A 27000-nucleotide genomic window follows, 5' to 3' on the forward strand; every position below is an offset into this window, starting at 1 on the left:
GATGACAAACACGTAAAGTGTAAGCAGTCACGGCATCACATTCTGTTAAACGTAAGTTTAGCCGATATACACAAACTCAACCTGACTTTATCGTTATCGATAGCACAGTGAACAAGACGCCATAACGTTACCGCTATGGCGTCTGCTTGTGCTTTGTAGTTATTACAGTTTCGCGCTTACCCAGCTTTCAACGCTGGCCAAAGCTTGCGGAAGTGCCGCCGCATCCGTACCACCGGCTTGCGCCATGTCCGGACGACCGCCACCCTTGCCGCCCACCTGCTGAGCGACCATACCAATCAGTTCCCCTGCTTTTACGCGGTCGGTCACATCCTTAGAGACGCCCGCAATCAGAGAAACCTTACCTTCTGCCACTGTCGCCAGCACGATAACGGTAGAACCAAGCTGGTTCTTGAGATCGTCGACCATAGTACGCAGCATCTTAGGCTCAACGCCCGCCAGATCGCTGACCAGCAGTTTGACGCCCTTAATGTCTACAGCCTTGCTGGAGAGGTTTGCACTCTCCTGCGCCGCAGCCTGCTCTTTCAGCTGCTGCAGCTCTTTTTCCAGCTGACGCGTGCGATCCAGCGCAACGCGCACTTTCTCGCCCAGATTCTGGCTATCGCCTTTCAGCAGCTGCGCGATGTCGTGCAGCTGATCGCTCTGCGCATGCAGGCTGGCAATCGCACCTTCACCGGTCACCGCTTCAATACGACGCACGCCTGCCGCCGTACCCGACTCGGAAACAATGCGGAACAGGCCGATGTCACCGGTGCGCGATGCGTGCGTACCGCCGCACAGCTCGGTAGAGAAGTCGCCCATGCTCAGCACGCGAACGCGGTCGTCATATTTCTCACCAAACAGCGCCATCGCACCTTTTTTCTTCGCGTCCTCGAGCTCCATGATGTGGGTCTCGATTGGCAGGTTACGACGGATCTGCGCGTTCACCAGATCTTCCACCGCGCGGATTTCAGACGGTTTCATCGCTTCAAAATGCGAGAAGTCGAAACGCAGCACTTTGTCGTTAACCAGAGAACCTTTCTGTGCAACGTGGGTACCGAGTACGTCGCGCAGGGCGGCGTGCATCAGGTGGGTTGCAGAGTGGTTCAGACGAATGCGCGCGCGGCGAGCTTCATCCACGTTAGCCTGTACGCCCTCGCCCACTTTCAGAGAACCGGAAACCAGTTTGCCCTGGTGACCAATCGCCTGACCGTATTTCTGGGTGTCGCTGACGCTGAAGCTGAAACCGTTGCCTTTCAGCTCGCCCTTGTCGCCAACCTGACCGCCGGATTCCGCGTAGAACGGCGTTTTGTCCAGAATGACAACCGCTTCCTGACCCACGCTGATGCTGTCCACGGCTTTACCGTCAACAAACAGGGCGGTCACTTTGCCGGTCAGTTCCAGCGCGTCATAACCTTTGAATTCAGACGCGCTATCAACGCGGATCATCGCGTTGTAGTCTGCACCGAAACCGCTGGATTCACGCGCACGACGACGCTGCTCTTCCATCGCGGCTTCGAAGCCCGCTTCGTCAACTTTGATGTTGCGCTCGCGGCAAACGTCCGCCGTCAGGTCAACCGGGAAGCCGTAGGTGTCGTACAGGCGGAAAGCGGTTTCGCCATCCAGCGTATCGCCCTTAAGTTTCGCCAGCTCTTCGTCCAGCAGCGCCAGACCGCGCTCAAGTGTACGCGCAAACTGCTCTTCTTCGGTTTTCAGAACCTGCTCTACCTGCGCCTGCTGGCGTTTCAGCTCATCACCGGCAGCACCCATCACGCCAATCAGTGGCCCAACGAGTTTATAGAAGAAGGTGTCCTTCGCGCCCAGCATGTTGCCGTGACGGATGGCACGACGAATGATACGACGCAGCACGTAGCCACGGTTTTCATTTGACGGGATAACGCCGTCGGCAATCAGGAACGCACAGGAACGAATGTGGTCCGCGATAACGCGCAGCGATTTGTTGTTCAGGTCGGTCGCGCCGGTAACTTCGGCAACGGCTTTGATCAGGGTGCTGAACAGGTCAATCTCGTAGTTGGAGTTGACGTGCTGCAGAACCGCGGCAATACGCTCCAGACCCATACCGGTATCAACGGAAGGCTTCGGCAGCGGCTCCATCGTACCGTCGGCCTGACGGTTGAACTGCATGAAGACGATGTTCCAGATCTCAATGTAGCGATCGCCGTCTTCTTCCGGGCTGCCCGGAGGGCCACCCCAGATGTGGTCGCCGTGATCGTAGAAGATCTCGGTGCACGGACCGCAAGGGCCGGTATCACCCATCTGCCAGAAGTTGTCAGACGCGTATGGCGCGCCTTTGTTATCGCCGATGCGAATAATACGCTCGCGCGGGATCCCGACTTCTTTTTCCCAGATTTCGTAGGCTTCGTCATCGGTTTCATAGACGGTAACCCACAGACGCTCTTTCGGCAGGTTGAACCAGTTTTCACCGGTCAGCAGTTCCCACGCGTATTGAATGGCATCGTGTTTGAAGTAGTCGCCGAAGCTGAAGTTACCCAGCATTTCGAAGAAGGTGTGGTGACGCGCGGTGTAACCGACGTTTTCCAGGTCGTTGTGTTTACCGCCCGCACGCACGCAACGCTGTGAGGTTGTGGCGCGGGAATAATTACGCTTGTCGAGACCAAGGAACACATCCTTGAACTGGTTCATCCCGGCGTTGGTAAACAGCAGAGTCGGATCGTTGTTCGGTACCAGGGAGCTGCTGGCAACAACCTGGTGTCCCTTACTATGGAAAAAATCGAGAAACGCCTGACGGATCTCAGCGGTGCTCTTGCTCATAATTATCCTGAAATCAAGCTAACGAAATGTCGTAGCCAGCCTGTATCGGTAAACCGTTGGACAGACCAGCTACTGGAAAAAGTGGGAATAAGATAAGTTTTCTTTAGTGGGAAGTAAAATCCCGCATGCGTTCAATCGGCAAAATTACGCCAGATATCCTGAATATCTTCCATGAGAAAGCCGCGGTAGAGCAAAAAGCGCTGGATTTTGACTTTTTCTGAAAATTCACGCGGCAGCGGTTCGCCGTATTTACGAATCGCCTGTTCTCTGGCCAGCTCGCACCAGTCAGTATCGCATTCGCGCATCGCTTTTTCGATGGACTCCCGGGCCACCCCTTTCTGGTTCAGCTCCTGCCGGATGCGCGCGGGCCCATATCCTTTACGGCCGCGGCTGGCGAGAAACCGTGAGGCAAAGCGCTCGTCATCGAGATAATGATGCTCATAGCACCAGGCAATCACGCGGTCATAATCTTCCGCGGTGGCATCAATCTCTTCCGGCCCGTTTTTACTCATCACCGGAGCCAACAGTTTGCGCCGCAGCTCCTGTTCACTGTGGTCACGAACGGCCAGGATGCGCACCGCGCGGTCCAGTAAGCGTGCATACGCGGGTCGACGTGTTGTCGGTTCACTCATAAAAAACCTGCTGATTCAGAAATGCAAAAAGGGCCGCATCAGCAGCCCTTCATTTTAAACGAAAGAATTAAAAATCTTCGTTGGTTTCTTCAGCATCCGCGGCATCGACCACGAAATCAGGTTTAGAGTCCTGGTTGTTCAGCAGAAGCTCACGCACCTTCTTCTCAATCTCTTTCGCCGCAGCCGGGTTCTCTTTCAGCCAGGAGATCGCGTTCGCTTTACCCTGACCAATCTTGTCACCGTTGTAGCTGTACCAGGCGCCTGCTTTTTCAATCAGCTTCTCTTTCACGCCCAGGTCAACCAGCTCGCCGAGGAAGTTGATCCCTTCGCCGTAGAGGATCTGGAACTCAGCCTGTTTGAACGGCGCGGCGATTTTGTTCTTCACAACCTTCACGCGGGTTTCGCTACCGACCACGTTCTCGCCCTCTTTCACCGCGCCGATACGGCGGATATCCAGACGGACAGAGGCGTAGAATTTCAGTGCGTTACCGCCGGTAGTGGTTTCCGGGTTACCGAACATCACACCAATTTTCATACGAATCTGGTTGATGAAGATCAGCAGCGTGTTGGACTGCTTCAGGTTACCCGCCAGCTTACGCATCGCCTGGCTCATCATTCGTGCCGCGAGGCCCATATGAGAGTCACCGATTTCACCTTCGATTTCGGCTTTTGGCGTCAGTGCGGCAACGGAGTCGACCACGATAACGTCAACGGCACCAGAACGCGCCAGCGCGTCACAAATTTCCAGCGCCTGCTCACCGGTGTCCGGCTGAGAACACAGCAGGTTGTCGATATCCACGCCCAGCTTGCGAGCATAAACAGGGTCCAGCGCGTGCTCGGCATCGATAAACGCACAGGTTTTACCTTCGCGCTGTGCCGCGGCAATCACCTGCAGCGTCAGGGTGGTTTTACCGGAGGACTCTGGCCCGTAGATTTCTACGATACGGCCCATAGGCAGACCGCCAGCGCCCAGCGCGATATCCAGAGAAAGCGAACCGGTGGAGATGGTTTCCACATCCATGGAACGGTCTTCACCCAGGCGCATGATGGAGCCTTTACCGAATTGCTTTTCGATCTGGCCCAGTGCTGCCGCCAACGCTTTCTGTTTGTTTTCGTCGATAGCCATTATTACTCCTGTCATGCCGGGAGAAGCGACTGTGCTTCACCGTGGATTTCTGTTCTGTTGGTGCAATTATACTGTATGGTCATACAGTATCAAGTGTTTTGTAGAAATTGTTGCCAGAGCGTTTTTAACGCATAAACGGTTGCCTGACGACGCACGCTTTCGCGATCGCCGCTGAAGCACTCCCGGCGGGTGATCCCTTCCCCTTTGGAGGTGGCGAACCCAAACCAGACGGTGCCGACAGGCTTCACATCGCTGCCGCCGTCCGGGCCCGCAATACCGCTAATGGAAATCGCGTAATCTGCCCGCGCCTCTTTGAGCGCGCCAATAGCCATCTCGATTACCACCGGTTCGCTGACCGCGCCATGCTGTTCAAGCGTGGATTCGCGCACGCCAATCATCTGAGCTTTAGCTTCGTTACTGTAGGTCACAAAACCGCGTTCAAACCAGGCGGAACTGCCGGCAATATCGGTAATCGCTTTCGCCACCCAGCCGCCGGTGCAGGATTCCGCAGTGGTGATTGTCGCGCCACGCTGCTTCAGCGCAAGGCCAACGATCTCGCTAAGCTGCATCAATTCATGGTCAGTCATTCTCGCTCCAGGCATCAGAAAAACGTGCTGCACAAGATAGCACTTTATCGTCAGATGTGGGGATGGACTTCAGGTTTTACGAGGGGGCTTCAGAAAAAAGCCGGTACGGACGCACCGGCGGTGGAAAAGTTATTTCATGCTCTCAGCGAGGGTGTGCACATTGTGGCGAAACGCCTTAACGTAGGTGTCAGCCACCCCACCTTTTGCCGACAGCGCTTCGGGGTAAAGCTCGCCCCCGGGCTGTGCGCCCGTCGCCGATGCAATCTGTTTCACCAGACGCGGATCGAGCTGATTTTCCATAAACCAGGTTTTCACGCCGTCGGCTTTAATCTGATTGATAATCTCGGCGACCTGCGCCGCGCTGGCTTCGCTCTCAGACGACAGCCCCTGCGGCGCCATAAACGTCACGCCGTAGGCGCGGCTGAAATAGCCGAACGCGTCATGGCTGGTCAGCACTTTACGCTTCGCCGGCGGGATCTGGCTAAAGCGCGTTTTGGCCCAGTTATCCAGCTGGCTGAGCTGCGCGATATACGTTTTGCCAGAGGCTTCCAGCACGGCTTTGTCATCCGGATCGGCTTTCACCAGCCCGTTCAGGATATTTTGTGCATAGAGCGCCCCGTTCGCCGCGCTGTTCCACGCATGGGGATCGGTCACAGTCTTTCCATCTTCCTCAAGCGTGTGGGTTTTCACTCCTGTTGAGGCCACAACCAGTTGCCCTTTGAACCCGGAGGCTTTCACCAGACGATCAAGCCAGCCTTCCAGCCCCAGGCCGTTCACCACCACCACATCAGCCTTGCTCAGGGCGGCGCTGTCTTTCGGCGACGGTTCAAAGGTATGCGGATCGCCGTCCGGCCCGACCAGCGTCGTCACGTTCACATGGTCACCGCCTACCTCCTGCGTGATATCCCCCAGAATCGAAAAGCTGGTCACCACATTCAGCGTTTTCGCCATCACGCCGTGCGACATCATCCCCAGCGCGAGCGCCACTACAAATCCTGTACGTTTCATCGTTTCCCCTTGCGTTAAAAATACGCCCGCAGGCTGCCAGCGAGCCTGCTTCGCGTACCCAGTAAAATGGAAATAAAGAACAGCGCGCTGGCGGTGAGCACGATGGACGGCCCGGCAGGTAAGCTCATCGCCCAGGAGAGGCTCAGCCCCAGCCATGCGCAGAAAATACCGCTTATCCCCGCCATCAGAAGTAAGGCTGGTAGCGTGCGCACCCAGCAGCGTGCCGCCACGGCCGGAAGCATCATCAGCCCGACGGCCATCAGCGTGCCGAGCACCTGAAAACCAGCCACCAGGTTAAGCACCAGCAGCGCCAGAAACAGTCCGTGCAGCAGGCCAGGCAGCCAGCGGGCGTTCACCTGCAGCCAGGCAGTATCAAACGCTTCTGTGACCAGCCCGCGATAAAACAGCGCCAGTGTGATAAGGGTGAACATACACACGCCCGTGACAAAAAGCGCGGCGTCCTTGTCCACGGCGAGGATAGAGCCAAACAGCAGATGCAGCAGATCGACATTCGACCCGCGCAGCGACACCAGCGTGACCCCCAGCGCCAGCGAGCCAAGATAAAACCCGGCAAAGCTGGCATCTTCTTTCAGCGGCGTGCGTCGACTGACCAGACCGGCCAGCAGCGCCACGGTAATTCCCGCGATAAAACCGCCAATACTCATCGCCAGCAGCGACATACCGCTGAGCAAATACCCCACGGCGACACCCGGCAAAATGGCGTGAGAAAGGGCGTCGCCCATCAGGCTCATCCGACGCAGCTGAAGAAACACGCCGAGCGCGGTGGTGCTGACGGAGAGCGCCAGGCAAACCACCAGCGCGCGACGCATAAAGCCGTACTCAATGAACGGTTGAAAAAAGAGATGCCAGATCATGCCACCCTCACCCGCTCGGTTTTCCACTGGGGAACGTCAGCATCCAGCCGCAGCGTCTGCGGAAAATGGCGCGACACGCGCTCGCTGTCGTGCAGTACCGCGAGCAGCGTTTGCCCCTGCATATACATCTCCAGCATCAAATCCATCAGCACGCTGCAGGTGGCTTCATCGACCCCGGTAAAGGGTTCATCCAGCATCACCAGCGGCGCCTGCTGCACCAGGACGCGGGCAAACAGCATGCGCTGAAACTGACCGCCGGAGAGTTCATCGATGGTGGATAACGCCATGGACTCAAGCCCGACGCGCTCAAGCGCGCTGGCAATGCGCAGCCGCGTTTCGCGACGAAACCCGGAAAAAAGCGAAATGCCCGGCCAGCAGCCCATGCTTACCACGTCCTGTACGGTCAGCGGAAACTGCGCCTCCAGGGCGTGACGCTGTGCCAGCCAGCCGATGACCGGGCGCTTACCCTGCCAGCGGAAACCGCCGCTGACGGGAGGAATAAACCCCGCCAGCGTTTTCAGCAGCGTGGATTTCCCGCAGCCGTTAGCGCCGATAATGGCGGTCATACTTCCGCGCTCAATCGTGCCCGAAAGGGGCCGCGTAATGGGCTGGCGTTCATAACCCGCGACCAGTTCATTCATCACGATCATGGCAATGCCACCGCCCAGCGCACGGCCAGCCCAATAAAGACAACCAGCACCAGCGCCAGCAAAAGCCGAACCAGAGCAGACAGAGAAAAAAAGGACGTTGACATGTCGACACCGCATTAAATGTTATAACATAACAATAATGAAAGACGGTTAAGATGTAAATGGCGGGTTTGAAAAGGGAGTGTGGCGAAATGTTTCTGCGGGAAATAGGTGCGCGCGGGTGCCCTCACCCCAGCCCTCTCCCACAGGGAGAGGGGGATAAGATGACTTACTGACTAAACGGTGACGCCGCCGGAACGCGCGCCTGAGACACCGCCAGCCCCAGCTGCCATACGGCCATCGCATAGTGAGTGCTGTGGTTATAGCGGGTGATGACGTAGAAGTTCGGCAGACCGTACCAGTACTGATAGCCCGTACCGACATCCAGACGCAGCAGGCTTGCCTGTTGCGCGTTGCCCAGCGGCTGCGTTGGCGTTAGGCCTGCCGCTGCCAGCTGCGAAATGCTGTAGTTGGTTTTGAAGCCGTTTTCCAGCCCCGGCGCCTGACCGTTCGCCTGCACCGCCACCTGGCCGCCCGGCACCCAGCCGTGTGCTTTGAAGTAGTTCGCCACGCTGCCGATGGCATCTACCGGATCCCACAGGTTGATATGACCGTCCCCGTTAAAGTCGACGGCATATTGTTTATAGGAGGACGGCATAAACTGGCCGTAGCCCATCGCGCCGGCAAACGACCCTTTCAGATCGAGCGGATCGTCCTGCTCGCTGCGCGCCATCAGCAGGAAGGTTTCCAGCTCGGAAGAGAAATACTCCGCGCGGCGCGGGTAGTTAAAGGAGAGCGTCGCCAGCGCGTCGAGGATGCGGGTTTTCCCCATCACGCGGCCCCAGCGGGTTTCAACGCCGATAATCCCGACGATGATTTCCGGCGGTACGCCGTACACCTGCCACGCGCGGTTGAGCGCATCTTCATACTGATTCCAGAACACTACGCCGTTTTGCACGTTGTCCGGGGTAATAAACTGTTTGCGATAGCGCAGCCACGCGCCGTTCGGCCCGCTCGGCACCTGGGCGGTTGGTGCCTGCCTGTCCATCAGGCGCAGCACGTAGTCCAGACGCTTGGCCTGAGACAAAATTTCGTGCAGCTGCTGTCTGTCAAAGCCGTGTTTGCTCACCATTTTATCGATGAACTGCTCGGCCGCCGGGTTATTCGCGAAGTCGCCGCCCATCTGCATCATATTGTGCTGCGGCTCCAGCAGGAATCCTCCGGAAGGCGCGCCCGCCGTTTGCTGAACGGCTTCAGTCTTAGGTTTGCTACTACAGGCAGACAGCAGAATAAGCGCAGGCAACAGCGCTGCATAACGACGCTTGAACATGAGACATCCATTTAACGGGTTCGATAAGAACCCAGTATGGTAAAGCATCCGCAACACCTCAAGGAAGCGGTACGCGCCTCCCCCACGCAAATCCGCGCTTTTTTCCACCGAAAATCATTCCCCCCACCAATAAACTTTCAAAATAATCCTTTTTTCTTTCATTGTGAGATCTAATTAACACTTTAAAACCTTTCAAAGTGATTATTATTAGCCCAGTCAGACAAAAACAAAAAAGCCCCACAGGAGAGAAGAATGATAGAAACCATCACCCACGGCGCCGAGTGGTTCATCGGGCTGTTTCAGAAAGGCGGAGAAGTGTTCACCGGCATGGTGACCGGGATCCTGCCCCTGCTGATCAGCCTGCTGGTGATCATGAACGCGCTGATCAACTTTATCGGCCAGCAGCGCATCGAACGCTTCGCCCAGCGCTGTGCCGGGAATCCGCTGTCCCGCTACCTGGTACTGCCGTTCATCGGTACCTTCGTGTTCTGCAACCCGATGACCTTAAGCCTCGGCCGCTTCATGCCGGAAAAGTACAAGCCGAGCTACTACGCCGCCGCCTCCTACAGCTGCCATTCGATGAACGGCCTGTTCCCGCACATTAACCCCGGCGAGCTGTTTGTCTATCTTGGGATCGCCAGCGGCCTCACCACCCTTGGCCTGCCGCTCGGCCCGCTGGCGGTGAGCTACCTGCTGGTTGGCCTGGTCACCAACTTCTTCCGCGGCTGGGTGACCGACCTCACCACCGCCATTTTTGAGAAAAAAATGGGCATCCAGCTTGAACAGAAAGTCCATCTTTCAGGAGCCACAGCATGAACCGGATCCGCATTGAAAAAGGCACGGGCGGCTGGGGCGGCCCGCTGGAGTTCGACGCCACCGAAGGCAAAAAGATCGTCTACATCACCGCAGGCACGCGCCCGGCAATCGTCGACAGGCTGCGCGAGCTGACCGGCTGGGAAGCGGTCGACGGCTTCAAGGAAGGCGAGCCGCCGGAAGCGGAAATCGGCGTGGCGGTAATCGACTGCGGCGGCACGCTGCGCTGCGGTATCTATCCGAAGCGCCGCATTCCGACGGTGAATATTCACTCCACCGGAAAATCCGGCCCGCTGGCACAGTACATCCTTGAGGACATTTATGTCTCAGGCGTGAAGGAGGACAACATCACGCTGGTGAATGGCACTGCCGCGCCGCAAAAAGCGGCCCCGCGCGAGTACGACACCAGCAAGAAAATCACCGAACAGAGCGACGGCCTGCTGGCGAAGGTCGGGATGGGCATGGGTTCCGCCGTGGCGGTACTGTTCCAGTCCGGGCGCGACACCATCGACACGGTGCTGAAAACCATTCTGCCGTTTATGGCATTCGTCTCGGCGCTGATCGGCATCATCATGGCGTCCGGCCTGGGCGACTGGATTGCTCACGGCCTCGCCCCGCTCGCGAGCCACCCGCTCGGGCTGGTGACGCTGGCGCTGATCTGCTCCTTCCCGCTGCTGTCGCCGTTCCTCGGCCCTGGCGCGGTGATTGCCCAGGTCATCGGCGTGCTGATTGGCGTGCAGATTGGTCTGGGGAACATTCCCCCGCACCTCGCCCTGCCCGCCCTGTTCGCCATTAACGCCCAGGCGGCGTGCGATTTCATCCCCGTAGGGCTGTCGCTGGCCGAAGCGCGCCAGGACACCGTGCGCGTGGGCGTGCCGTCGGTGCTGGTCAGTCGCTTCCTGACGGGCGCGCCGACGGTGCTGATTGCCTGGTTTGTCTCCGGCTTTATTTATCAATAAGAGGTTCCTGCGATGACCGTGATTTACCAGACCACCATTACCCGCATCGGCCAGAGCGCGGCCGACGCGCTGAGCGACCAGATGCTGATCACCTTCCGCGAAGGCGCCCCGGCGGATATCGAAGAGTTTTGCTTTATCCACTGTCACGGCGAGCTGAAGGGCGAGCTGAAGGCCGGGAGCCAGCTGGAGCTGGGCGAGGCGCGCTATGCCGTGACCGCCGTCGGCGACGTGGCCGAGCAAAACCTACGCGAGCTGGGGCACATCACCCTGCGTTTCGACGGCCAGCCGCAGGCCGAATATCCCGGCACGGTTCACGTCGCGGGCCCGGTTCCGCAGGCTGTCACCCCAGGCTGCACGTTAAAATTTGTTGCGTAATTAAGGAGAAACACATGAGTCAGGTTGCCGTTGTCATTGGTGGAGGACAAACCTTAGGCGAGTTCCTCTGCCGTGGGCTTGCCGCAGAGGGCTACCGCGTGGCGGTAGTGGACATTCAGAGTGAAAAAGCCGCCCGCGTGGCGGACACCATTAACACCGAGTTTGGCGAAGGGATGGCGTACGGGTTTGGTGCCGACGCCACCAGCGAGCAGAGCGTGATGGCGCTGGCCCGCGGCGTGGACGAGATTTTTGGGCGTACCGACCTGCTGGTCTACAGCGCGGGGATTGCGAAAGCGGCCTTTATCAGCGATTTCGAACTGGGGGATTTTGACCGTTCGCTGCAGGTGAATCTGGTGGGCTATTTCCTCTGCGCCCGCGAGTTTTCCCGTCTGATGATCCGCGACGGCATTCAGGGGCGCATCATTCAGATCAACTCCAAATCAGGGAAAGTGGGCAGCAAGCACAACTCCGGCTACAGCGCGGCGAAGTTTGGCGGCGTGGGGCTGACGCAGTCTCTGGCGCTGGATCTGGCCGAATACGGCATTACCGTGCATTCGCTGATGCTGGGCAACCTGCTGAAATCGCCGATGTTCCAGTCCCTGCTGCCGCAGTATGCCACCAAGCTCGGCATCAAGGCTGAGGAAGTGGAGCAGTACTACATCGATAAAGTGCCGCTGAAGCGCGGGTGCGATTATCAGGACGTGCTGAACATGCTGCTGTTTTACGCCAGCCCGAAAGCCTCGTACTGCACCGGGCAGTCGATCAACGTGACGGGTGGGCAGGTCATGTTCTGATCGAGCGGCCTGATGCCCTCACCCTAACCCTCTCCCACCGGGAGAGGGAACAAAACAAGGAGTCGATATGGTTACCGCACTCATCACCGTCGCCGCCCTCGCCTGGATCTGCCAGATGGCGTTTGGCGGCTGGCAGATCCACCAGTTTAACCGCGCGTTTGACGCGCTGTGTCAGAAAGGTCGCGTCGGGGTCGGGCGTTCCGGCGGACGCTTCAAACCGCGCGTGGTCGTCGCCGTTGCGCTGGATGAAAACAATCACGTCTGCGATTCCCTCATCATGCGCGGCATGACCGTCTTCGCCCGTCCGGCGAAAATCCAGGCGATCAACGGCATTTCGCTGCAGGAATTACGGCCTGATGTGATCTTTCCCCATGATCCACTCTGTCAGAATGCACTATCATTAGCGCTTAATCTGAAACATGGATAATTTCGTTGTGAAAGCTATAGACTTGCGAAATTATCATTTCGCAACCTAAGGAACGAAGCGCCTATGAAACCTCGTCAGCGGCAGGCGGCCATTCTCGAGCATCTGCAAAAGCAGGGAAAATGCTCGGTAGAGGATCTGGCCCACTACTTTGACACTACCGGCACGACAATACGCAAGGACCTGGTATTGCTCGAAAACTCTGGCGCCGTTATTCGAACCTACGGCGGCGTGGTGCTCAATAAGGACGAAGCGGACCCGCCTATCGACCACAAAACGCTGATCAATACCCACCAGAAAGCGCTGATTGCCGAAGCCGCCGTCAAATTTATCCACGATGGCGATTCCATCATTCTGGATGCAGGCAGCACCGTCCTGCAGATGATTCCGCTGCTCAGCCGCTTTAACAACATCACGGTGATGACCAACAGCCTGCACATCGTCAACGCCCTGTCGGAGAACGACTGCGAGCAGACCATCCTGATGCCCGGCGGCACCTTCCGCAAAAAATCGGCGTCGTTTCACGGCCAGCTGGCGGAGAATGCCTTCGACCACTTCAGCTTTGATAAACTCTTTATGGGCACCGACGGCATCGATCTGAACGCAGGCGTTACGACGTTCAACGAGGTTTTCAGCGTCAGTAAAGCGATGTGCAACGCCGCGCGGGAAGTGATTTTGATGGCAGACTCGTCGAAGTTTGGCCGCAAAAGCCCCAACATTGTCTGTAGCCTTGAAAGCGTTGATAAGCTGATTACCGACGCAGGTATCGACCCGGCGTTCAAGAAAGCGCTGGAAGAGAAAGGAATCGACGTGATCGTAACCGGAGAGAGAGATGAGTGATTTTCTGTTAGAAACGGGTCGCCAGACGCTGATGCTGGAACTGCAGGAAGCCAGCCGCCTGCCGGAACGTCTGGGCGAGGATTTTGTCCGCGCCGCCAACACCATTATCCACTGCGAAGGCAAAGTGATCGTGGCGGGCATCGGTAAATCCGGCCATATCGGCAAAAAGATTGCCGCGACGCTCGCGAGCACCGGCACCCCGGCTTTTTTTGTGCATCCGGCAGAGGCGCTGCACGGCGATCTGGGGATGATTGAAAGCCGCGACGTGATGCTGTTTATCTCCTACTCCGGTTCGGCCAAAGAGCTGGACCTGATTATTCCGCGCCTGCAGGAAAAATCGGTCGCCCTGCTGGCGATGACCGGAAAATCCCGCTCGCCGCTGGCGCTGGCCGCCAAGGCGACGCTGGATATTTCCGTTGAGCGTGAAGCCTGTCCGATGCACCTCGCTCCGACCTCCAGCACCGTTAACACCCTGATGATGGGCGACGCGCTGGCAATGGCGGTGATGCAGGCGCGTGGCTTTAACGAAGAAGATTTCGCCCGTTCGCATCCGGCGGGCGCGCTCGGCGCACGCCTGCTCAACAAGGTTCACCACCTGATGCGCACCGACGATGCCATTCCGCAGGTCAAACTCGATACCAGCGTCATGGACGCGATGCTGGAACTCAGCCGCACCGGTCTGGGGCTGGTAGCGGTCTGCGATGACGGCGGGAACGTTAAGGGCGTGTTCACCGACGGCGACCTGCGCCGCTGGCTGGTGGGCGGCGGCAGGCTGGAAACAAAAGTGTCGGACGCCATGACCAAAGGCGGGCTGACGCTGAACGCCGGGAGCCGCGCCATTGAAGCCAAAGAGGTGCTGATGAAGCGCAAAATTACCGCCGCACCGGTGGTGGATGATTCCGGCAGGCTGTGCGGCGCCATCAACCTGCAGGATTTCTATCAGGCCGGCATTATCTAACCCTTCAGCCCCAGACGCTTCGCCAGCCTGTGCAGGTTGGCGACGTCCATCTCCAGCGCCCGCGCGCACGCCGCCCAGCTGTGGTTATTCTGCTCCAGCGCGCGGGTAATCATCTGACGCTGAAACGCCTCTGTAGCTTCACGCAGATTTTCATTCACCGTTTCTGGTAGAGCCTGGGCGACAGCCGGTGCGGTTTCATCCTGCAGCGCAAAATGCCGCGCGTGGAGCACCACTTCGTCACCCGAACGCGTCGCCCGCGCCAGCACCACCGCGCGGTGGATCGCGTGTTCCAGCTCGCGCACGTTGCCCGGCCAGCCGTAGCTCAGCAGATGCGACCTCGCACCCGGGCTCAGCACCACGCGGGAAAGCCCCATCCTGAGACGGCACTGCTCGCAGAAAAAGCCCGCCAGCAGCAGCACGTCGTCCCCGCGCTCGCGCAGCGGCGGCACGGTAAGCGGGAACACGCTCAGGCGATGAAACAGGTCGGCGCGGAACTGCCCTGCCACCACCGCTTCACGCAGGTCGCGGTTCGTTGCCGCCAGCACGCGAACGTCCACTCTGTGGCTTCGGTCATCCCCCACGCGCTGGATGTCGCCGTACTGCAAAACGCGCAGCAGCTTGGCCTGCAGCGACAGGGAGAGCTCGCCGATTTCATCCAGAAACAGCGTGCCGTTATCGGCCATTTCGAACTTGCCGCTGCGGTTGCTAATGGCCCCGGTAAACGCCCCTTTAACGTGACCAAACAGCTCGCTTTCCGCCACGCTTTCCGGCAGCGCGGCGCAGTTGAGGTACACCAGCGGGTTCACCGCGCGCGGCGAGGCTTCGTGAATGGACTTCGCCACCAGCTCCTTGCCGGTGCCGGTTTCCCCGAAGATCAGCACGTTCAAATCTGAGGCGGCGACAATCTCAATCTCTTTTTTGAGCTGCGCCATGCCCGGAGAAAGGCCGATCATCTCCGTTTGCGTTACCTGCTCAAACGCCGCCGGGCTGCCGGGAAGAATGTTCTGGCTCTCCAGCTGTTCAATCAGCAGGGCATTGTTCAGCGCCCCGGCGGCCAGGGCGGCAATCAGGCGCAGCTCTTCGTCGCTAAAGGTGTCGAACTGGTCCGGCGACAGGCCGTCAAGGGTCAGTGCGCCAATCAGGTTTTGTCCGGCAAACAGCGGCAGGCCGATACAGGCGTGAACCTTCAGGCTCTCCTGTCCGGGAATAAGCCCGTCGTACGGGTCGGGCAGATCGCTGTCCGCCGGGAAGCGCACCACGTCACCCGCGCGGGCGATGGTTTCCAGACGCGGATGGCCCTCAAGGGTAAAACGCCGCCCGAGCACGTCCTTCGCCAGCCCGTCGATAGCCAGCGGAATAAACTGCCGCCCCTCGTAGCGCAGCAGCGCGGACGCATCGCACTCAAGCACGTGGCGCAGCGTGGAGATCAGCCGCTGAAAGCGGTCCTGATGGCCGATACCGGTCTGCAGCTCAATGGCTATCTTCGCCAGCACGTCTACGGAAAAGCTCATAGTGACCTCGCTGTCATTTTGACAATGCATGTTGTCATATTGACACTGCTTTTGATAGTCATAATGACTACCCATTACGGATCATAAAAAAATTAATTAAGCAAAATCAATAAATTAAAAACTGGCACGCAACTTGATATAGGAAAATCATCTTATTTGAAAATGCTGTATTACGTAGAGGTTGCTATGTCTATTCTGGTTAAAAATAACATTCATTGGGTGGGTCAACGTGACTGGGAAGTGCGCGATTTCCACGGGACGGAATACAAAACGCTGCGCGGCAGCAGCTACAACAGCTATCTCATCCGCGAAGAAAAAAACGTGCTGATCGATACCGTCGATCACAAGTTCAGCCGCGAGTTCGTGCAGAACCTGCGCAGTGAAATCGACCTGGACGCCATCGACTACATCATAATCAACCACGCGGAAGAGGACCACGCCGGCGCGCTGACCGAGCTGATGTCTTACATCCCGAACACGCCGATCTACTGCACCACCAACGCCATCGACTCGATCAACGGCCACCACCACCATCCGGAGTGGAACTTCCACACCGTGAAAACCGGCGACGCGCTGGATATCGGCAACGGCAAGCAGCTGATCTTTGTGGAAACGCCGATGCTTCACTGGCCGGACAGCATGATGACCTACATGACCGGCGACGCGGTGCTGTTCAGCAACGACGCCTTCGGCCAGCACTACTGCGACGAGCGCCTGTTCAACGACGAAGTGGACCAGACCGAGCTGTTCGAGCAGTGCCAGCGCTACTATGCCAACATCCTGACGCCGTTCAGCCGCCTGGTGACGCCAAAAATCACCGAGATCCTCGGCTTCAACCTGCCGGTGGACATGATTGCCACCTCCCACGGCGTGGTATGGCGTGAAAATCCAACCCAGATTGTGGAGCTCTACCTGAAATGGGCGGCGGACTATCAGGAAGACCGCATCACTATTTTCTACGACACCATGTCCAACAACACCCGCATGATGGCGGACGCCATTGCCCAGGGCATCAACGAAGTGGACCCGAACGTGGCGGTGAAAATCTTCAACGTGGCGCGCAGCGATAAGAACGAGGTATTGACCAACGTCTTCCGCTCTAAGGGCGTGCTGGTGGGCACCTCCACCATGAACAACGTAATGATGCCGAAAATTGCCGGTCTGGTGGAAGAGATGACCGGCCTGCGTTTTCGCAACAAGCGCGCCAGCGCCTTTGGCTCCCACGGCTGGAGCGGCGGTGCGGTAGACCGTCTGTCTACCCGCCTGCAGGATGCGGGTTTTGAGATGTCCCTCAGCCTGAAGGCGAAATGGCGGCCGGATATCGACGCGCTCGAAATCTGCCGCCAGCACGGCCGTGACATTGCACGTCAGTGGGCGCTCGCTCCGCTGCCGGAAGTAGCGGCAAAACCAACCGCACAGCAGGAAACCTGCGCCGCCGCGGCAGCCGCCGATCCCGGACCGCGCATGCAGTGCAGCGTCTGCCAGTGGATTTACGACCCGGCGCTGGGCGAGCCGCTGCAGGACGTTGCGCCGGGCACGCCGTGGAGTGACGTGCCGGAAAACTTCCTCTGCCCGGAGTGTTCACTCGGTAAAGACGTCTTTGACGAACTGGGTACGGAGGCAAAATGAACAACGGGATCGTCATCATCGGCTCGGGCTTTGCCGCCCGCCAGCTGGTGAAAAACATCCGCAAGCAGGACGCCAGCGTGCCGCTGACGGTGATCGCCGCCGACAGCATGGACGAGTACAACAAGCCTGATCTAAGCCACGTGATTAGTCAGAATCAGCGCGCCGAAGACCTCACCCGCCAGACGGCGGCGGAGTTCGCGGAACAGTTTAACCTGCGTCTGTTCCCGTACACCTGGGTCACCGACATCGACGCTGCCGCCCACGTGGTGAAAGCAAAAGAGAAAACCTGGCAGTACGACAAACTGGTGCTGGCCACGGGTGCCTCTGCGTTTGTGCCGCCGGTTGAAGGCCGCGAGCTGACGATCACCCTCAACAGCCAGCAGGAGTATCAGGCCAGCGAAACGGCGCTTCGCGACGCGCAGCGCGTGATGATTGTCGGCGGCGGGCTGATAGGCACCGAGCTGGCGATGGATTTCTGCCGGGCGGGTAAATCCGTGACTCTGGTCGACCACGCGGCAAGCATTCTGTCGTCGCTGATGCCCGTAGAAGTAAGCAGTCGCTTACAGCATCGCCTGACCGACATGGGGGTGCATCTGATGTTGAAATCGCAGCTGCAAAGCCTGAGCAAAACCGAAGGCGGCATTCGTGCCACGCTCGACCGCAGCCGCAGCGTTGAGGTGGATGTGGTAATCGCGGCAACGGGCCTGCGCCCGGAAACCGCGCTGGCGCATCGCGCAGGCGCCGAAATACAGTGTGGCGTGAAGGTAAATAGCTACCTGCAAACCACGCAACCTGATATTTACGCGTTAGGTGACTGCGCTGAAATTAACGGTCAGGTACTGCCCTTTTTACAGCCAATTCAATTAAGCGCGATGTATCTGGCGAAAAACCTGCTCGGCGGCAGCGCGCCGCTGAAATTACCCGCCATGCTGATTAAAGTCAAAACGCCAGAATTACCGCTGCATCTTGCCGGTGAAACGCAGCGTCAGGATCTGAACTGGCAAATTACCCTCGAACCGCAGGGAATGGTCGCGCGCGGCGCGGATAACGAGGGTCAGATTCGCGCTTTTGTGGTTAGTGAAGACCGGATGAAGGAGGCTTTCGCACTGCTGAAACTGTTACCTGCTTAACCCTCTCGTTGCCGGGCGGCGCTTCGTTTACCCGTCCAACAACGAGTCTACGCAGAGTTAACCTTTGAATTTTATTATTCACCGCCCCGATATTCCGGGGCTTTTTCTTACGCATTCTATTCATTAAATAAATGCAAAGTAGATATATCATCGCCATCAATCCCTTATTTATTATTTTCGTAAATGCTTTAATATGAAACAGCTTAAAAACATCATCCAGATTTATTATTGGCAGCCAACTCAGTCTGAAAAGACATCATCAGCAGGAGGCAAATAATGGCGAATTTTTATAAATAACTCAATTATCTTTCTCGTTATTTCACACAAGCGAAGAATGCGGAATATATTTATTCCGCAAAAGTTCTACATTTTCAGCATCTTTTTTATCGGTATGCCGCTATGCGCCAGCCATTGAGGAAGTCGCGGAGGTTGCGCCGTGCAGGAGCCGGTTCAGGAACGTACCACCAGCGCGTCGTAGCCGCGCCAGCGGTAGTTGACCATGGAGATCAGCCAGCAGGCGACAAACAGCCCGACCACCGCAAACCCGGCGTTGCCCAGGTTGTCGTTTACCGCGCCAATCAGATCCCACACGCCGCCGCTGAGGGCAAATTTGTCCATCAGCAGACCCAGCGCTTCCAGCCCGCCGATAAACAGCGCCACTATCACGGAGGTGCCGGTGATGGTCATGTTGTAGTAGAGCTTGCGCTGCGGCTTGTTGAACGCCCAGCCGTAGGCACCGACCATCAACAGGTTATCGAGGGTATCCACCAGCGCCATGCCGCTGGCGAAGAGCGCCGGGAAGACCATGATTGACCACACCGACATCCCGCTTGACGCGCTGGCGGCAGAGATCCCCAGCACGCCAATCTCGGTAGCCGTGTCAAAGCCGAGGCCAAACAGGAAACCGACCAGGTACATCTGCCAGCTTTTATTCACCAGGCGGAAGGTTTTGCCAAACAGCCAGTTCATGGCGCCGCCCTGGGCAGGGAGCGTAATATCGCCCTGCACGGGCCTGCCCTGTTTCAGCGCCTGAAAACTGCGCCAGACGCCGCGCAGGATCACCATATTCACCAGCGCCATCGCCAGCAGGAAGGTGGCGGAAACCGCGGTGCCGATCAGGCTGCCGGTTTCGTGGAACCACTCCATGTTTTTCTGAAACGCCGTCGCGGTAGCGGCAATAGCAATAGAGGCCAGCACCACGATGGTGGAGTGCCCCAGCGAGAACCACGCCCCCACGCCGGACGGACGTTTGCCCTGCTGCATCATCTTACGCGTCACGGTATCAATCGCCGCGATGTGGTCAGCGTCCACCGCGTGACGCAGCCCGTAGCACCACGCCAGCAGGCTGGCGGCCATCAGCGCCGTGCTGCCGCTAAAAGCGTGCCATGCCCATCCCCAGGCCAGCAGGTTTGCCATTACCAGAGCCAGCAGCAGAAGCGCGGCGCGAGGTTCATTGCGTAAGAGTCGTAACATTTTAAGTCCTTTGTGAACATGACCGGGCAGCGGCGATCGCCGCCTGCCCGAAGGAGATCGCTCCGTCACCTGCGGGCAGGCGCGAAGGAAAAAGAAGCGTAAAGTCAGAAAGATAATGACGCAGGCGCGCGCGCAGCAGACGGTTGTGCAGCACGCCGCCGCTGAGACAGATTGTCGACAGCGACAGGCGTCGGGCATGGCGCGCGGCGAGTTCCGCCAGCCCTTTTGCCAGCGCGTCGTGAAACGCCCACGCGCGCTCGCAGGGATCCGCCTGCCAGGCCAGCCACTGCCACCAGAAAAGCGCAAGGTTGTCGACAGACAACGTCACCGGATGGTCGACGCCCGCGCACTGCGAGGCCAGCGCTTCCAGCCGGCAGGCCGCTTCACCTTCCCAGGATTGGGTTTCAATACCCAGCGCGCAGGCGACCGCATCAAACAGGCGACCACAGGACGAGGCCTGCGGCGCGTTGATGCCGCGCCGGATCGCCGTTGCCAGCAGCGGCCAGTTTTCACGCTGAACCGCGCGCGTTTCCGGGTACTGCTGCCAGTCAGGGACAAACGCCAGGCAGTGGGCGAGCAGATTGCGCCACGGCTGCCGCGCCGCCAGATCGCCCCCCGGCAGCGCAACGGCAGGCAGCCCGCCCAGACGCTCGCACGCGAGATAGTTCACCCGCAGGCACTCCCCACCCCACAGCGCGCCGTTCTCGCCCATGCCGATCCCGTCCAGCGTCAGGGCAATCGCGTCTCCGCCGTCGAGCGGCCAGCCGTTCTCCGCCAGGCACGCCGCCGCGTGGGCGTGATGGTGCAGTACGGTTTCAACGGGCAGCCCCTGCGCCTGCGCCCATCGTTGCGTGTGATAGCCCGGATGGGCGTCGCACACCACGCGCTTCGGCTGGAAGGCGTAAATTTTCTGCATCAGCGAGAGCGCGCCTCGCCACTGCGCTTCGACGCCCTCGTCACCGAGATCGCCAAAATGCTGGCTCAGCACCGCCTGGCTGCCACGCACCAGGCAGAAGGTGTTTTTCATCTCCGCGCCGGTGCATAGCATGGCAGGGATATTCTCAAACCCCGCAGGCAACGTGACGGCATCCGGCACAAAACCGCGTGCGCGGCGAAGCATCGTGCCGTCCCGATCCATCACCGAATCGTCCATCCGCTGCAGGATATCGCGGTTGTGCAGCAGGAAGCCGTCCGCGATGTCGCCGAGTTCATCCAGCGCCTGCTGATTGGTCATGGCAGGCGGTCTGCCGCTGAGGTTGCCGGAAGTCATCACCAGCGGGCGCCGGCAGTCCATCATCAGAAGGTGTTGCAGCGGGTTAGCGGGAAGCATGATGCCAATACAATCGAGCCCGGGTGCAATCCCTTCGGGAAACCCGGGAAGCGAGGCTTTTGGGGTCAGCACAACCGGCGCTGCGGAGGAGCATAAAAGCGTCTGGATCGCCTCCGGCACGCCGTCCGAGTTTGGGATCATCACCGCCAGCGGCTTAGACGGTCGCTGTTTGCGTGACCGGAGCGTCGCGACCGCCTGCGGATTACGCGCGTCGCAGACGAGATGAAAACCGCCCAGCCCTTTGACCGCGACTATGCCGCCGCTTTTCAGCATCCCCACCGCCGCGCTCAGCGCGGCCTCTCGGGCAGCCGTGATGTTGCCCGCACGCCATTCCAGCGCGGGCCCGCAGTCCGGGCAGGCTACCGGCTGGGCGTGAAAACGTCGATCGGCGGGGTTGCGGTATTCCGCTTCACACGGCAAGCAGAGGGGAAATGCGGCCATTGACGTGGCCGGACGGTCATAGGGCATCGCGCGGATAATGGTAAACCGCGGCCCGCAGTGCGTGCAGTTGATGAACGGATAGCGATAGCGACGCTCGCCGGGGTCGCGCATTTCAGCCAGACACGCCGGACAGGTCGCGGCGTCGGGAACAATCTGGGTGTCCATAGCCCCGCCCGCGCTGTGGCGGATGGTAAAGTCCTCCGGCACCTGCGCCCAGGTAAACGGCTGCGTTTCAACGTGGTCAATGCGTGCCAGCGGTGGGCAGTCCTGATGCAGCCTCGCGGTAAAGGCCCCCCCATTACCCGCGAGGCGCACCAGCACGCCCTCTCCATCATTGCAGACGTCACCGGTCAACTGAAGCGCCTGCGCCAGCTGCCAGACGAAGGGACGAAACCCCACGCCCTGCACCTTGCCGCGCACGCGCAGCTGTACGCCGTTACTGCACATACGGTTCAGAACAGCAGTGATGACGACGTGTCGAATGCCGCGCGACGGCGCTTTTCGGCGCTCATCTGCTCAAGCTTGTCGCGATCCACGCAGACCAGCGCATGCGTCGGGCAAGCTTCCATGCAGGCCGGACCGGCGTCGCGGTGATAGCAAAGATCGCATTTGTTGGCTTCGGCTTTCTCCGCACGTACGCTCAGCCCCATGCCGCTGTTGCGTACCACCGGACGAACAACCACCTCCATCGCGCCGTACGGGCAGGCGACCACGCAGGTTTTGCAGCCAATGCAGCGCTCCTGCATGACGTGCACAAAGCCTTTCTCGCGCTTAATCGCCCCGTTCGGGCAGACGTTCGCGCACGGTGCGTCTTCGCACTGGCGACAGATGGCGGCGGTGGAAATATTCACGCCTTTGATGACGTGGATGCGCGGCAGGAAGGTGTCAGGGGTGAGCGACGCGCAGTCCTGCTCCGCCTGATGGGAAACCACGCACGCTACTTCACAGGTACGGCAGCCAATACACTTACTGGCATCGGCCATAATAAAACGGTTCATCTGCTTCTCCAGCATTACAGTTATGCGCGGAGATATTCATAAACCGTGCCAATAATTAAGCCATTGATTTTATATTGATTTTAAAATTACAGCGGCGCTGTCATCGTCATAAATGACGATGACAGCTGTCGACATCAGCGGTACGGGCCATCAATAACCGAGTCGCGCAGGACCAGCTCGCCAGAGAAGGTTTGCTGATATTTAAACTCACCGCCGTCGAGCATGAAGATCAGGCGGCTGATGGTCTCTTTAATCATCTCCGTTACGGGGATGCGGACGCTGGAGAGCGACGGCACGATGTAAGGCGCGATGGCCACATCGTCGAAACCGATCACCGACACCGCGTCCGGGGCGGCCACGCCGCTGTCGTGCAGCTGCTTCATGGCGCCGATCGCCATGTCGTCATTACTCGCCACCAGCGCCGTAAACCGTTCACCGCGAGCAAGCAGTTCCGATACCGCCGCCGCGCCGCTGGCGGGGTTCCACTTCCCCTGCGCAATCAGCCCTTCGCGCAGCGGAATACCGTGCTGCGCCAGCGCGTCCCGGTAGCCGGAGAGACGCTCAACCCCGGTGGGAGAATCCAGCGAGCCGGTGATAAACGCGATCTCCCGGTGCCCTTTCGCAATCAGCTGCGACACAGCCTCCTGGCTGGAGGCCTTATGATCTGACCAGACGCAGTGGCTGCTGTTTTTCCGCAGGCGGCGGTTGAGCACCATTATGGGCTGCTCGCACTTCTCGACGATCTCATCCATCTCTTCCACGCTCAGGAAACGCGGATAGATGATCACCGCGTCGCAGCGCATATCGAGCAGGTACTGGATCGCCTCGCGCTCTTCATCCGCGCTGTGCTTGCCGTCCGCGAGGATCAGCTGCCGCCCCTTTTCTTCCGTCATGCGCGCGGCGTGAAACAGGAGTTCGCTAAAGTAGACGCCGTGATAGAGGGTGTTAGTCACCACCAGCCCCAGCGTCTGGGTACGTTTGGTCGCCAGGTTGCGCGCCAGTAAATTCGGGCGATAGCCGCTCTCTTCAATGGCCTGAAACACCCGGTCTTTGGTCTCCTGGCTGACGTAGCCATTTCCCGATAGCACCCGGGACACCGTGGCTTTCGAAACGCCTGCCCGCTTCGCCACTTCAAGCATCGTGGTCATGTTGTTATTCCGTCTGAATCTGATGGAGCGCAGTGTACTGCACTGCAGAAAAATTGTCGCAGCGGCGAAATCACGCTTTTGCTACACCATTGCGATCTGCATCACGAAACGAAAAAATGGTCAAAAAGCGATCTTGTTTCATCCAAAGAAACTCATGATGATTATGTGGAACCGGTTTCCTACATGTCTCACAACAATAACAGGATCACATCCGATGGCCAAAAATTACGCTGCGCTGGCGAACGACGTTATCAGCGCGCTGGGCGGCAAAGAGAACATCGTCGCCGTCACCCACTGCATGACGCGTCTGCGTTTCGTACTGAAAGACGAAAGCCTGACCGACGCAGCGCGCCTGAAAAGCATCAGCGGCGTGCTCGGCGTGGTACGCAACGACAACCAGTGCCAGGTCATTATTGGCAACACGGTTTCACAGGCGTACCGCGAAGTGGTAAGCCTGCTGCCCACGGACCTGCAGCCCGCGGTGCCGGAAGGTCCGCAGAAGATGACCTTACGCCGCGTTGGCGCCGGGATCCTCGACGCGCTGATCGGCACCATGTCCCCGCTGATCCCGGCGATCATCGGCGACTCGATGGTCAAGCTGCTGGCGATGATCCTCGAGATGACCGGCGTGCTGCCAAAAGGCGCGCCGACGCTCACTATTCTGACCGTCATCGGCGACGGCGCCTTCTTCTTCCTGCCGCTGATGGTGGCGGCCTCGGCGGCGGTGAAATTCAAAACCAACATGTCGCTGGCCATCGCCATCGCGGGCGTGCTGGTGCACCCGAGCTTTATCGAGCTGATGGCGAAAGCCGCGCAGGGCGAGCACGTTGAGTTCGCCTTTATTCCGGTGACGGCGGTGAAATACACCTACACGGTGATCCCGGCGCTGGTGATGACCTGGTGCCTGTCATACATCGAACGCTGGGTGGATCGTATTACCCCGGCGGTGACGAAAAACTTCCTCAAGCCGATGCTGATCGTGCTGATTGCCGCCCCGCTCGCCATCGTGCTGATTGGCCCGCTGGGGATCTGGATCGGTAGCGCCATCTCCGCGCTGGTCTACACCATTCACGGCTACCTGGGCTGGCTCTCCGTCGCCATCATGGGCGCGCTCTGGCCGCTGCTGGTGATGACCGGGATGCATCGCGTGTTTACGCCGACCATCATTCAGACCATTGCCGAAACGGGCAAGGAAGGGATGGTGATGCCGTCGGAAATCGGCGCCAACCTGTCGCTCGGCGGCTCGTCGCTGGCGGTGGCGTGGAAAACCAAAAACCCGGAGCTGCGCCAGACGGCGCTGGCGGCGGCAGCCTCCGCCATTATGGCGGGGATCTCTGAACCGGCCCTGTACGGCGTGGCGGTGCGTCTGAAACGTCCGCTGATTGCGAGCCTAATCAGCGGCTTTATCTGCGGGGCGGTCGCCGGCATGGCCGGTCTTGCCAGCCACTCAATGGCGGCACCGGGGCTGTTCACCAGCGTGCAGTTCTTCGACCCGGCCAACCCGATGACCATCGTCTGGGTGTTCGGCGTGATGGGGCTGGCAGTGGTGCTGTCGTTTGTTCTGACCCTGCTTTTAGGGTTTGAGGATATCCCGGTCGAAGATGAGGCTGAAAAAGCGCGCGCCCTGCAGACCGCACCGGTACAGAACAACGCAGCAAAAGCATAAATTGAAAGCGAGGTAAGAATGTCTGTTTTTCCACAAGGATTTTTATGGGGCGGCGCGCTTGCCGCCAACCAGAGTGAAGGTGCTTACCGTGAAGGCGGCAAAGGACTAACGACCGTCGATATGATCCCCCACGGCGCGAATCGTCTGGCGGTGAAGATCGGTAAGGAAAAGCGTTTTTCGCTGCGTGACGACGAGTTCTACCCGAGCCACGAAGCGATTGATTTTTACCATCGCTACAAAGAAGACATCGCCCTGATGGCGGAGATGGGCTTTACGGTGTTCCGCACCTCCATTGCCTGGAGCCGCCTCTACCCGAACGGCGACGAACCGCTGCCGAACAAAGAGGGCATTGCCTTCTATCGCGCGGTGTTCGAGGAGTGCAAAAAGTACAACATCGAGCCGCTGGTGACGCTCTGCCACTTCGACGTGCCGATGCACCTGGTGACGGAATACGGCTCCTGGCGCAACCGCAGGATGGTCGATTTCTTCGCCCGCTACGCCCGCACCTGCTTTGAAGAATTTAACGGGCTGGTGAAATACTGGCTGACCTTCAACGAAATCAACATCATGCTGCACAGCCCGTTCTCCGGCGCGGGGCTTGTGTTTGAGGAAGGTGAAAACGAAGACCAGGTGAAATACCAGGCCGCGCACCACGAGCTGGTGGCAAGCGCGCTGGCGACCAAAATCGCCCACGAGGTGAACCCGGAAAACCAGGTGGGCTGCATGCTGGCGGGCGGCAATTTCTACCCCTACTCCTGCAAGCCGGAAGACGTGTGGATGGCGCTGGAGAAAGACCGCGAGAACCTGTTCTTCATCGACGTGCAGGCGCGCGGTAGCTATCCGGCCTACTCCGCCCGCGTGTTCCGCGAGAAAGGCGTGGTGATTGTGAAAGATCCCGGCGACGACGAGCTGTTAAAAAACACCGTCGACTTTGTCTCGTTCAGCTATTACGCCTCGCGCTGCGCGTCGGCGGATATGAACGCGGGTAACACCAGCGCGGCGAACATCGTGAAGTCCCTGCGTAACCCGCATATTCAGGTGAGCGAATGGGGCTGGGGCATCGACCCGCTCGGCCTGCGCATCACCATGAACATGATGTACGACCGCTACCAGAAGCCGCTGTTCCTGGTGGAAAACGGCCTGGGGGCAAAAGATGTCGTTGATGAAAACGGCGAGATTAACGACGACTACCGCATCAGCTATCTGCGCGAGCATATCCGCGCGATGGGCGACGCGATTGAGGACGGCGTGCCGCTGATGGGTTACACCACCTGGGGCTGTATCGACCTGGTGGCCGCCTCAACGGGCGAGATGAGCAAGCGCTACGGGTTTGTGTACGTCGACCGGGACGATGTAGGAAACGGCACACTGGACCGCAAGCGCAAGAAATCGTTCTGGTGGTATAAGAAGGTGATTGCGAGTAACGGGGCGGATCTCGAGTAGCCTGTTGCCCTCACCCCTCTCCCACAGGGAG

At 58.8% G+C, this 27000-nt stretch carries 24 protein-coding genes; 11 read left to right on the forward strand and 13 right to left on the reverse strand.

What is annotated here, in order from left to right; genetic code table 11:
- Positions 1 to 162: 162 nt before the first annotated feature.
- From alaS to mltB, 8 genes are all read right to left on the reverse strand, one after another.
- Positions 163 to 2790 (reverse strand): alanine--tRNA ligase, encoded by a 2628-nt coding sequence (alaS, locus tag WM95_RS19380; RefSeq protein WP_063408785.1) that lies wholly within the window; start codon positions 2788 to 2790, stop codon positions 163 to 165.
- A 131-nt stretch (positions 2791 to 2921) separates the two neighbouring features.
- Positions 2922 to 3422 carry a recombination regulator RecX gene (gene recX / locus WM95_RS19385; RefSeq protein WP_063408786.1) on the reverse strand — a complete coding sequence of 167 codons (501 nt, stop codon included), beginning with the start codon at positions 3420 to 3422 and terminating at the stop codon, positions 2922 to 2924.
- A 67-nt stretch (positions 3423 to 3489) separates the two neighbouring features.
- Positions 3490 to 4548, reverse strand: a complete 1059-nt coding sequence (gene recA, locus WM95_RS19390; protein ID WP_023308943.1) for a recombinase RecA — start codon at positions 4546 to 4548, stop codon at positions 3490 to 3492.
- A gap of 89 nt (positions 4549 to 4637) precedes the next feature.
- Complete coding sequence (gene pncC, locus WM95_RS19395) at positions 4638 to 5135, reverse strand: nicotinamide-nucleotide amidase (RefSeq protein WP_023308944.1); 498 nt, start codon at positions 5133 to 5135, stop codon at positions 4638 to 4640.
- Positions 5136 to 5264: 129 nt separating this feature from the next.
- Positions 5265 to 6143, reverse strand: coding sequence for a metal ABC transporter substrate-binding protein (locus WM95_RS19400; RefSeq protein WP_045355804.1), 879 nt, complete (start codon positions 6141 to 6143; stop codon positions 5265 to 5267).
- 14 nt (positions 6144 to 6157) lie between these two features.
- Positions 6158 to 7018 (reverse strand): metal ABC transporter permease, encoded by an 861-nt coding sequence (locus tag WM95_RS19405; RefSeq protein ID WP_023308946.1) that lies wholly within the window; start codon positions 7016 to 7018, stop codon positions 6158 to 6160.
- A complete protein-coding gene (locus WM95_RS19410) occupies positions 7015 to 7668 on the reverse strand; it encodes a metal ABC transporter ATP-binding protein (RefSeq protein ID WP_063408787.1) in 654 nt (217 codons plus the stop codon). Before WM95_RS19410 ends, WM95_RS19405 begins: the two co-directional genes overlap by 4 nt.
- A gap of 268 nt (positions 7669 to 7936) precedes the next feature.
- Positions 7937 to 9037: a lytic murein transglycosylase B gene (gene mltB, locus WM95_RS19415; protein ID WP_169810216.1), complete on the reverse strand. Its 1101-nt coding sequence runs from the start codon at positions 9035 to 9037 to the stop codon at positions 7937 to 7939.
- Positions 9038 to 9289: 252 nt separating this feature from the next.
- Between mltB and srlA the strand changes: the two genes are divergently transcribed.
- The 7 genes from srlA (at position 9290) to gutQ (ending at position 14200) form a co-directional block, all read left to right on the forward strand.
- On the forward strand, positions 9290 to 9853 hold the full coding sequence (srlA, locus tag WM95_RS19420) for a PTS glucitol/sorbitol transporter subunit IIC (protein ID WP_023333189.1): 564 nt from the start codon (positions 9290 to 9292) through the stop codon (positions 9851 to 9853).
- On the forward strand, positions 9850 to 10809 hold the full coding sequence (gene srlE, locus WM95_RS19425; protein ID WP_023308950.1) for a PTS glucitol/sorbitol transporter subunit IIB: 960 nt from the start codon (positions 9850 to 9852) through the stop codon (positions 10807 to 10809). Before srlA ends, srlE begins: the two co-directional genes overlap by 4 nt.
- Positions 10810 to 10821: 12 nt before the next feature.
- Positions 10822 to 11184, forward strand: coding sequence for a PTS glucitol/sorbitol transporter subunit IIA (gene srlB, locus WM95_RS19430; RefSeq protein ID WP_023308951.1), 363 nt, complete (start codon positions 10822 to 10824; stop codon positions 11182 to 11184).
- Between the two features lie 14 nt (positions 11185 to 11198).
- Positions 11199 to 11978 carry a sorbitol-6-phosphate dehydrogenase gene (gene srlD / locus WM95_RS19435; protein ID WP_023294411.1) on the forward strand — a complete coding sequence of 260 codons (780 nt, stop codon included), beginning with the start codon at positions 11199 to 11201 and terminating at the stop codon, positions 11976 to 11978.
- Between the two features lie 67 nt (positions 11979 to 12045).
- Positions 12046 to 12405 (forward strand): transcriptional regulator GutM, encoded by a 360-nt coding sequence (gutM, locus tag WM95_RS19440; protein WP_023308952.1) that lies wholly within the window; start codon positions 12046 to 12048, stop codon positions 12403 to 12405.
- Between the two features lie 63 nt (positions 12406 to 12468).
- Positions 12469 to 13242 carry a glucitol operon DNA-binding transcriptional repressor SrlR gene (srlR, locus tag WM95_RS19445; protein ID WP_008499558.1) on the forward strand — a complete coding sequence of 258 codons (774 nt, stop codon included), beginning with the start codon at positions 12469 to 12471 and terminating at the stop codon, positions 13240 to 13242.
- Positions 13235 to 14200, forward strand: a complete 966-nt coding sequence (gutQ, locus tag WM95_RS19450) for an arabinose-5-phosphate isomerase GutQ (protein WP_063408788.1) — start codon at positions 13235 to 13237, stop codon at positions 14198 to 14200. The genes srlR and gutQ overlap by 8 nt, the downstream gene beginning before the upstream one ends.
- On the opposite strand, the gene norR is transcribed toward gutQ, so the two are convergent.
- On the reverse strand, positions 14197 to 15711 hold the full coding sequence (gene norR, locus WM95_RS19455; RefSeq protein WP_063408789.1) for a nitric oxide reductase transcriptional regulator NorR: 1515 nt from the start codon (positions 15709 to 15711) through the stop codon (positions 14197 to 14199). The genes gutQ and norR overlap by 4 nt on opposite strands.
- 186 nt (positions 15712 to 15897) lie before the next feature.
- On the opposite strand from norR, the gene norV reads away from it, so the two are divergent.
- The gene (gene norV / locus WM95_RS19460) at positions 15898 to 17340 is read left to right on the forward strand and encodes an anaerobic nitric oxide reductase flavorubredoxin (protein WP_063408790.1); all 1443 of its coding nucleotides are present in this window, start codon (positions 15898 to 15900) and stop codon (positions 17338 to 17340) included.
- Complete coding sequence (gene norW, locus WM95_RS19465; RefSeq protein ID WP_059446868.1) at positions 17337 to 18470, forward strand: NADH:flavorubredoxin reductase NorW; 1134 nt, start codon at positions 17337 to 17339, stop codon at positions 18468 to 18470. Before norV ends, norW begins: the two co-directional genes overlap by 4 nt.
- Before the next feature lie 450 nt (positions 18471 to 18920).
- Here norW and WM95_RS19470 read toward each other — a convergent pair whose 3' ends face one another.
- The 4 genes from WM95_RS19470 to WM95_RS19485 all read right to left on the reverse strand — a co-directional run bounded on the left by WM95_RS19470 (position 18921) and on the right by WM95_RS19485 (position 23860).
- A complete protein-coding gene (locus WM95_RS19470; protein WP_059446869.1) occupies positions 18921 to 19943 on the reverse strand; it encodes a HoxN/HupN/NixA family nickel/cobalt transporter in 1023 nt (340 codons plus the stop codon).
- A 1-nt stretch (position 19944) separates the two neighbouring features.
- On the reverse strand, positions 19945 to 22161 hold the full coding sequence (gene hypF, locus WM95_RS19475) for a carbamoyltransferase HypF (protein WP_063408791.1): 2217 nt from the start codon (positions 22159 to 22161) through the stop codon (positions 19945 to 19947).
- 5 nt (positions 22162 to 22166) lie between these two features.
- Complete coding sequence (gene hydN / locus WM95_RS19480) at positions 22167 to 22712, reverse strand: electron transport protein HydN (RefSeq protein WP_023308960.1); 546 nt, start codon at positions 22710 to 22712, stop codon at positions 22167 to 22169.
- Between the two features lie 134 nt (positions 22713 to 22846).
- Positions 22847 to 23860 carry a LacI family DNA-binding transcriptional regulator gene (locus WM95_RS19485; protein ID WP_023308961.1) on the reverse strand — a complete coding sequence of 338 codons (1014 nt, stop codon included), beginning with the start codon at positions 23858 to 23860 and terminating at the stop codon, positions 22847 to 22849.
- A gap of 214 nt (positions 23861 to 24074) precedes the next feature.
- Here WM95_RS19485 and ascF point away from each other — a divergent pair, with 214 nt between their 5' ends.
- The gene (ascF, locus tag WM95_RS19490; RefSeq protein ID WP_088544962.1) at positions 24075 to 25526 is read left to right on the forward strand and encodes a PTS cellobiose/arbutin/salicin transporter subunit IIBC; all 1452 of its coding nucleotides are present in this window, start codon (positions 24075 to 24077) and stop codon (positions 25524 to 25526) included.
- An 18-nt stretch (positions 25527 to 25544) separates the two neighbouring features.
- Positions 25545 to 26969: a 6-phospho-beta-glucosidase gene (locus WM95_RS19495; protein ID WP_063408793.1), complete on the forward strand. Its 1425-nt coding sequence runs from the start codon at positions 25545 to 25547 to the stop codon at positions 26967 to 26969.
- The last annotated feature ends 31 nt before the right edge of the window (positions 26970 to 27000 follow it).

This window comes from Enterobacter cloacae complex sp. ECNIH7, assembly GCF_002208095.1.
GTDB classification, from domain to species: domain Bacteria; phylum Pseudomonadota; class Gammaproteobacteria; order Enterobacterales; family Enterobacteriaceae; genus Enterobacter; species Enterobacter cloacae_M.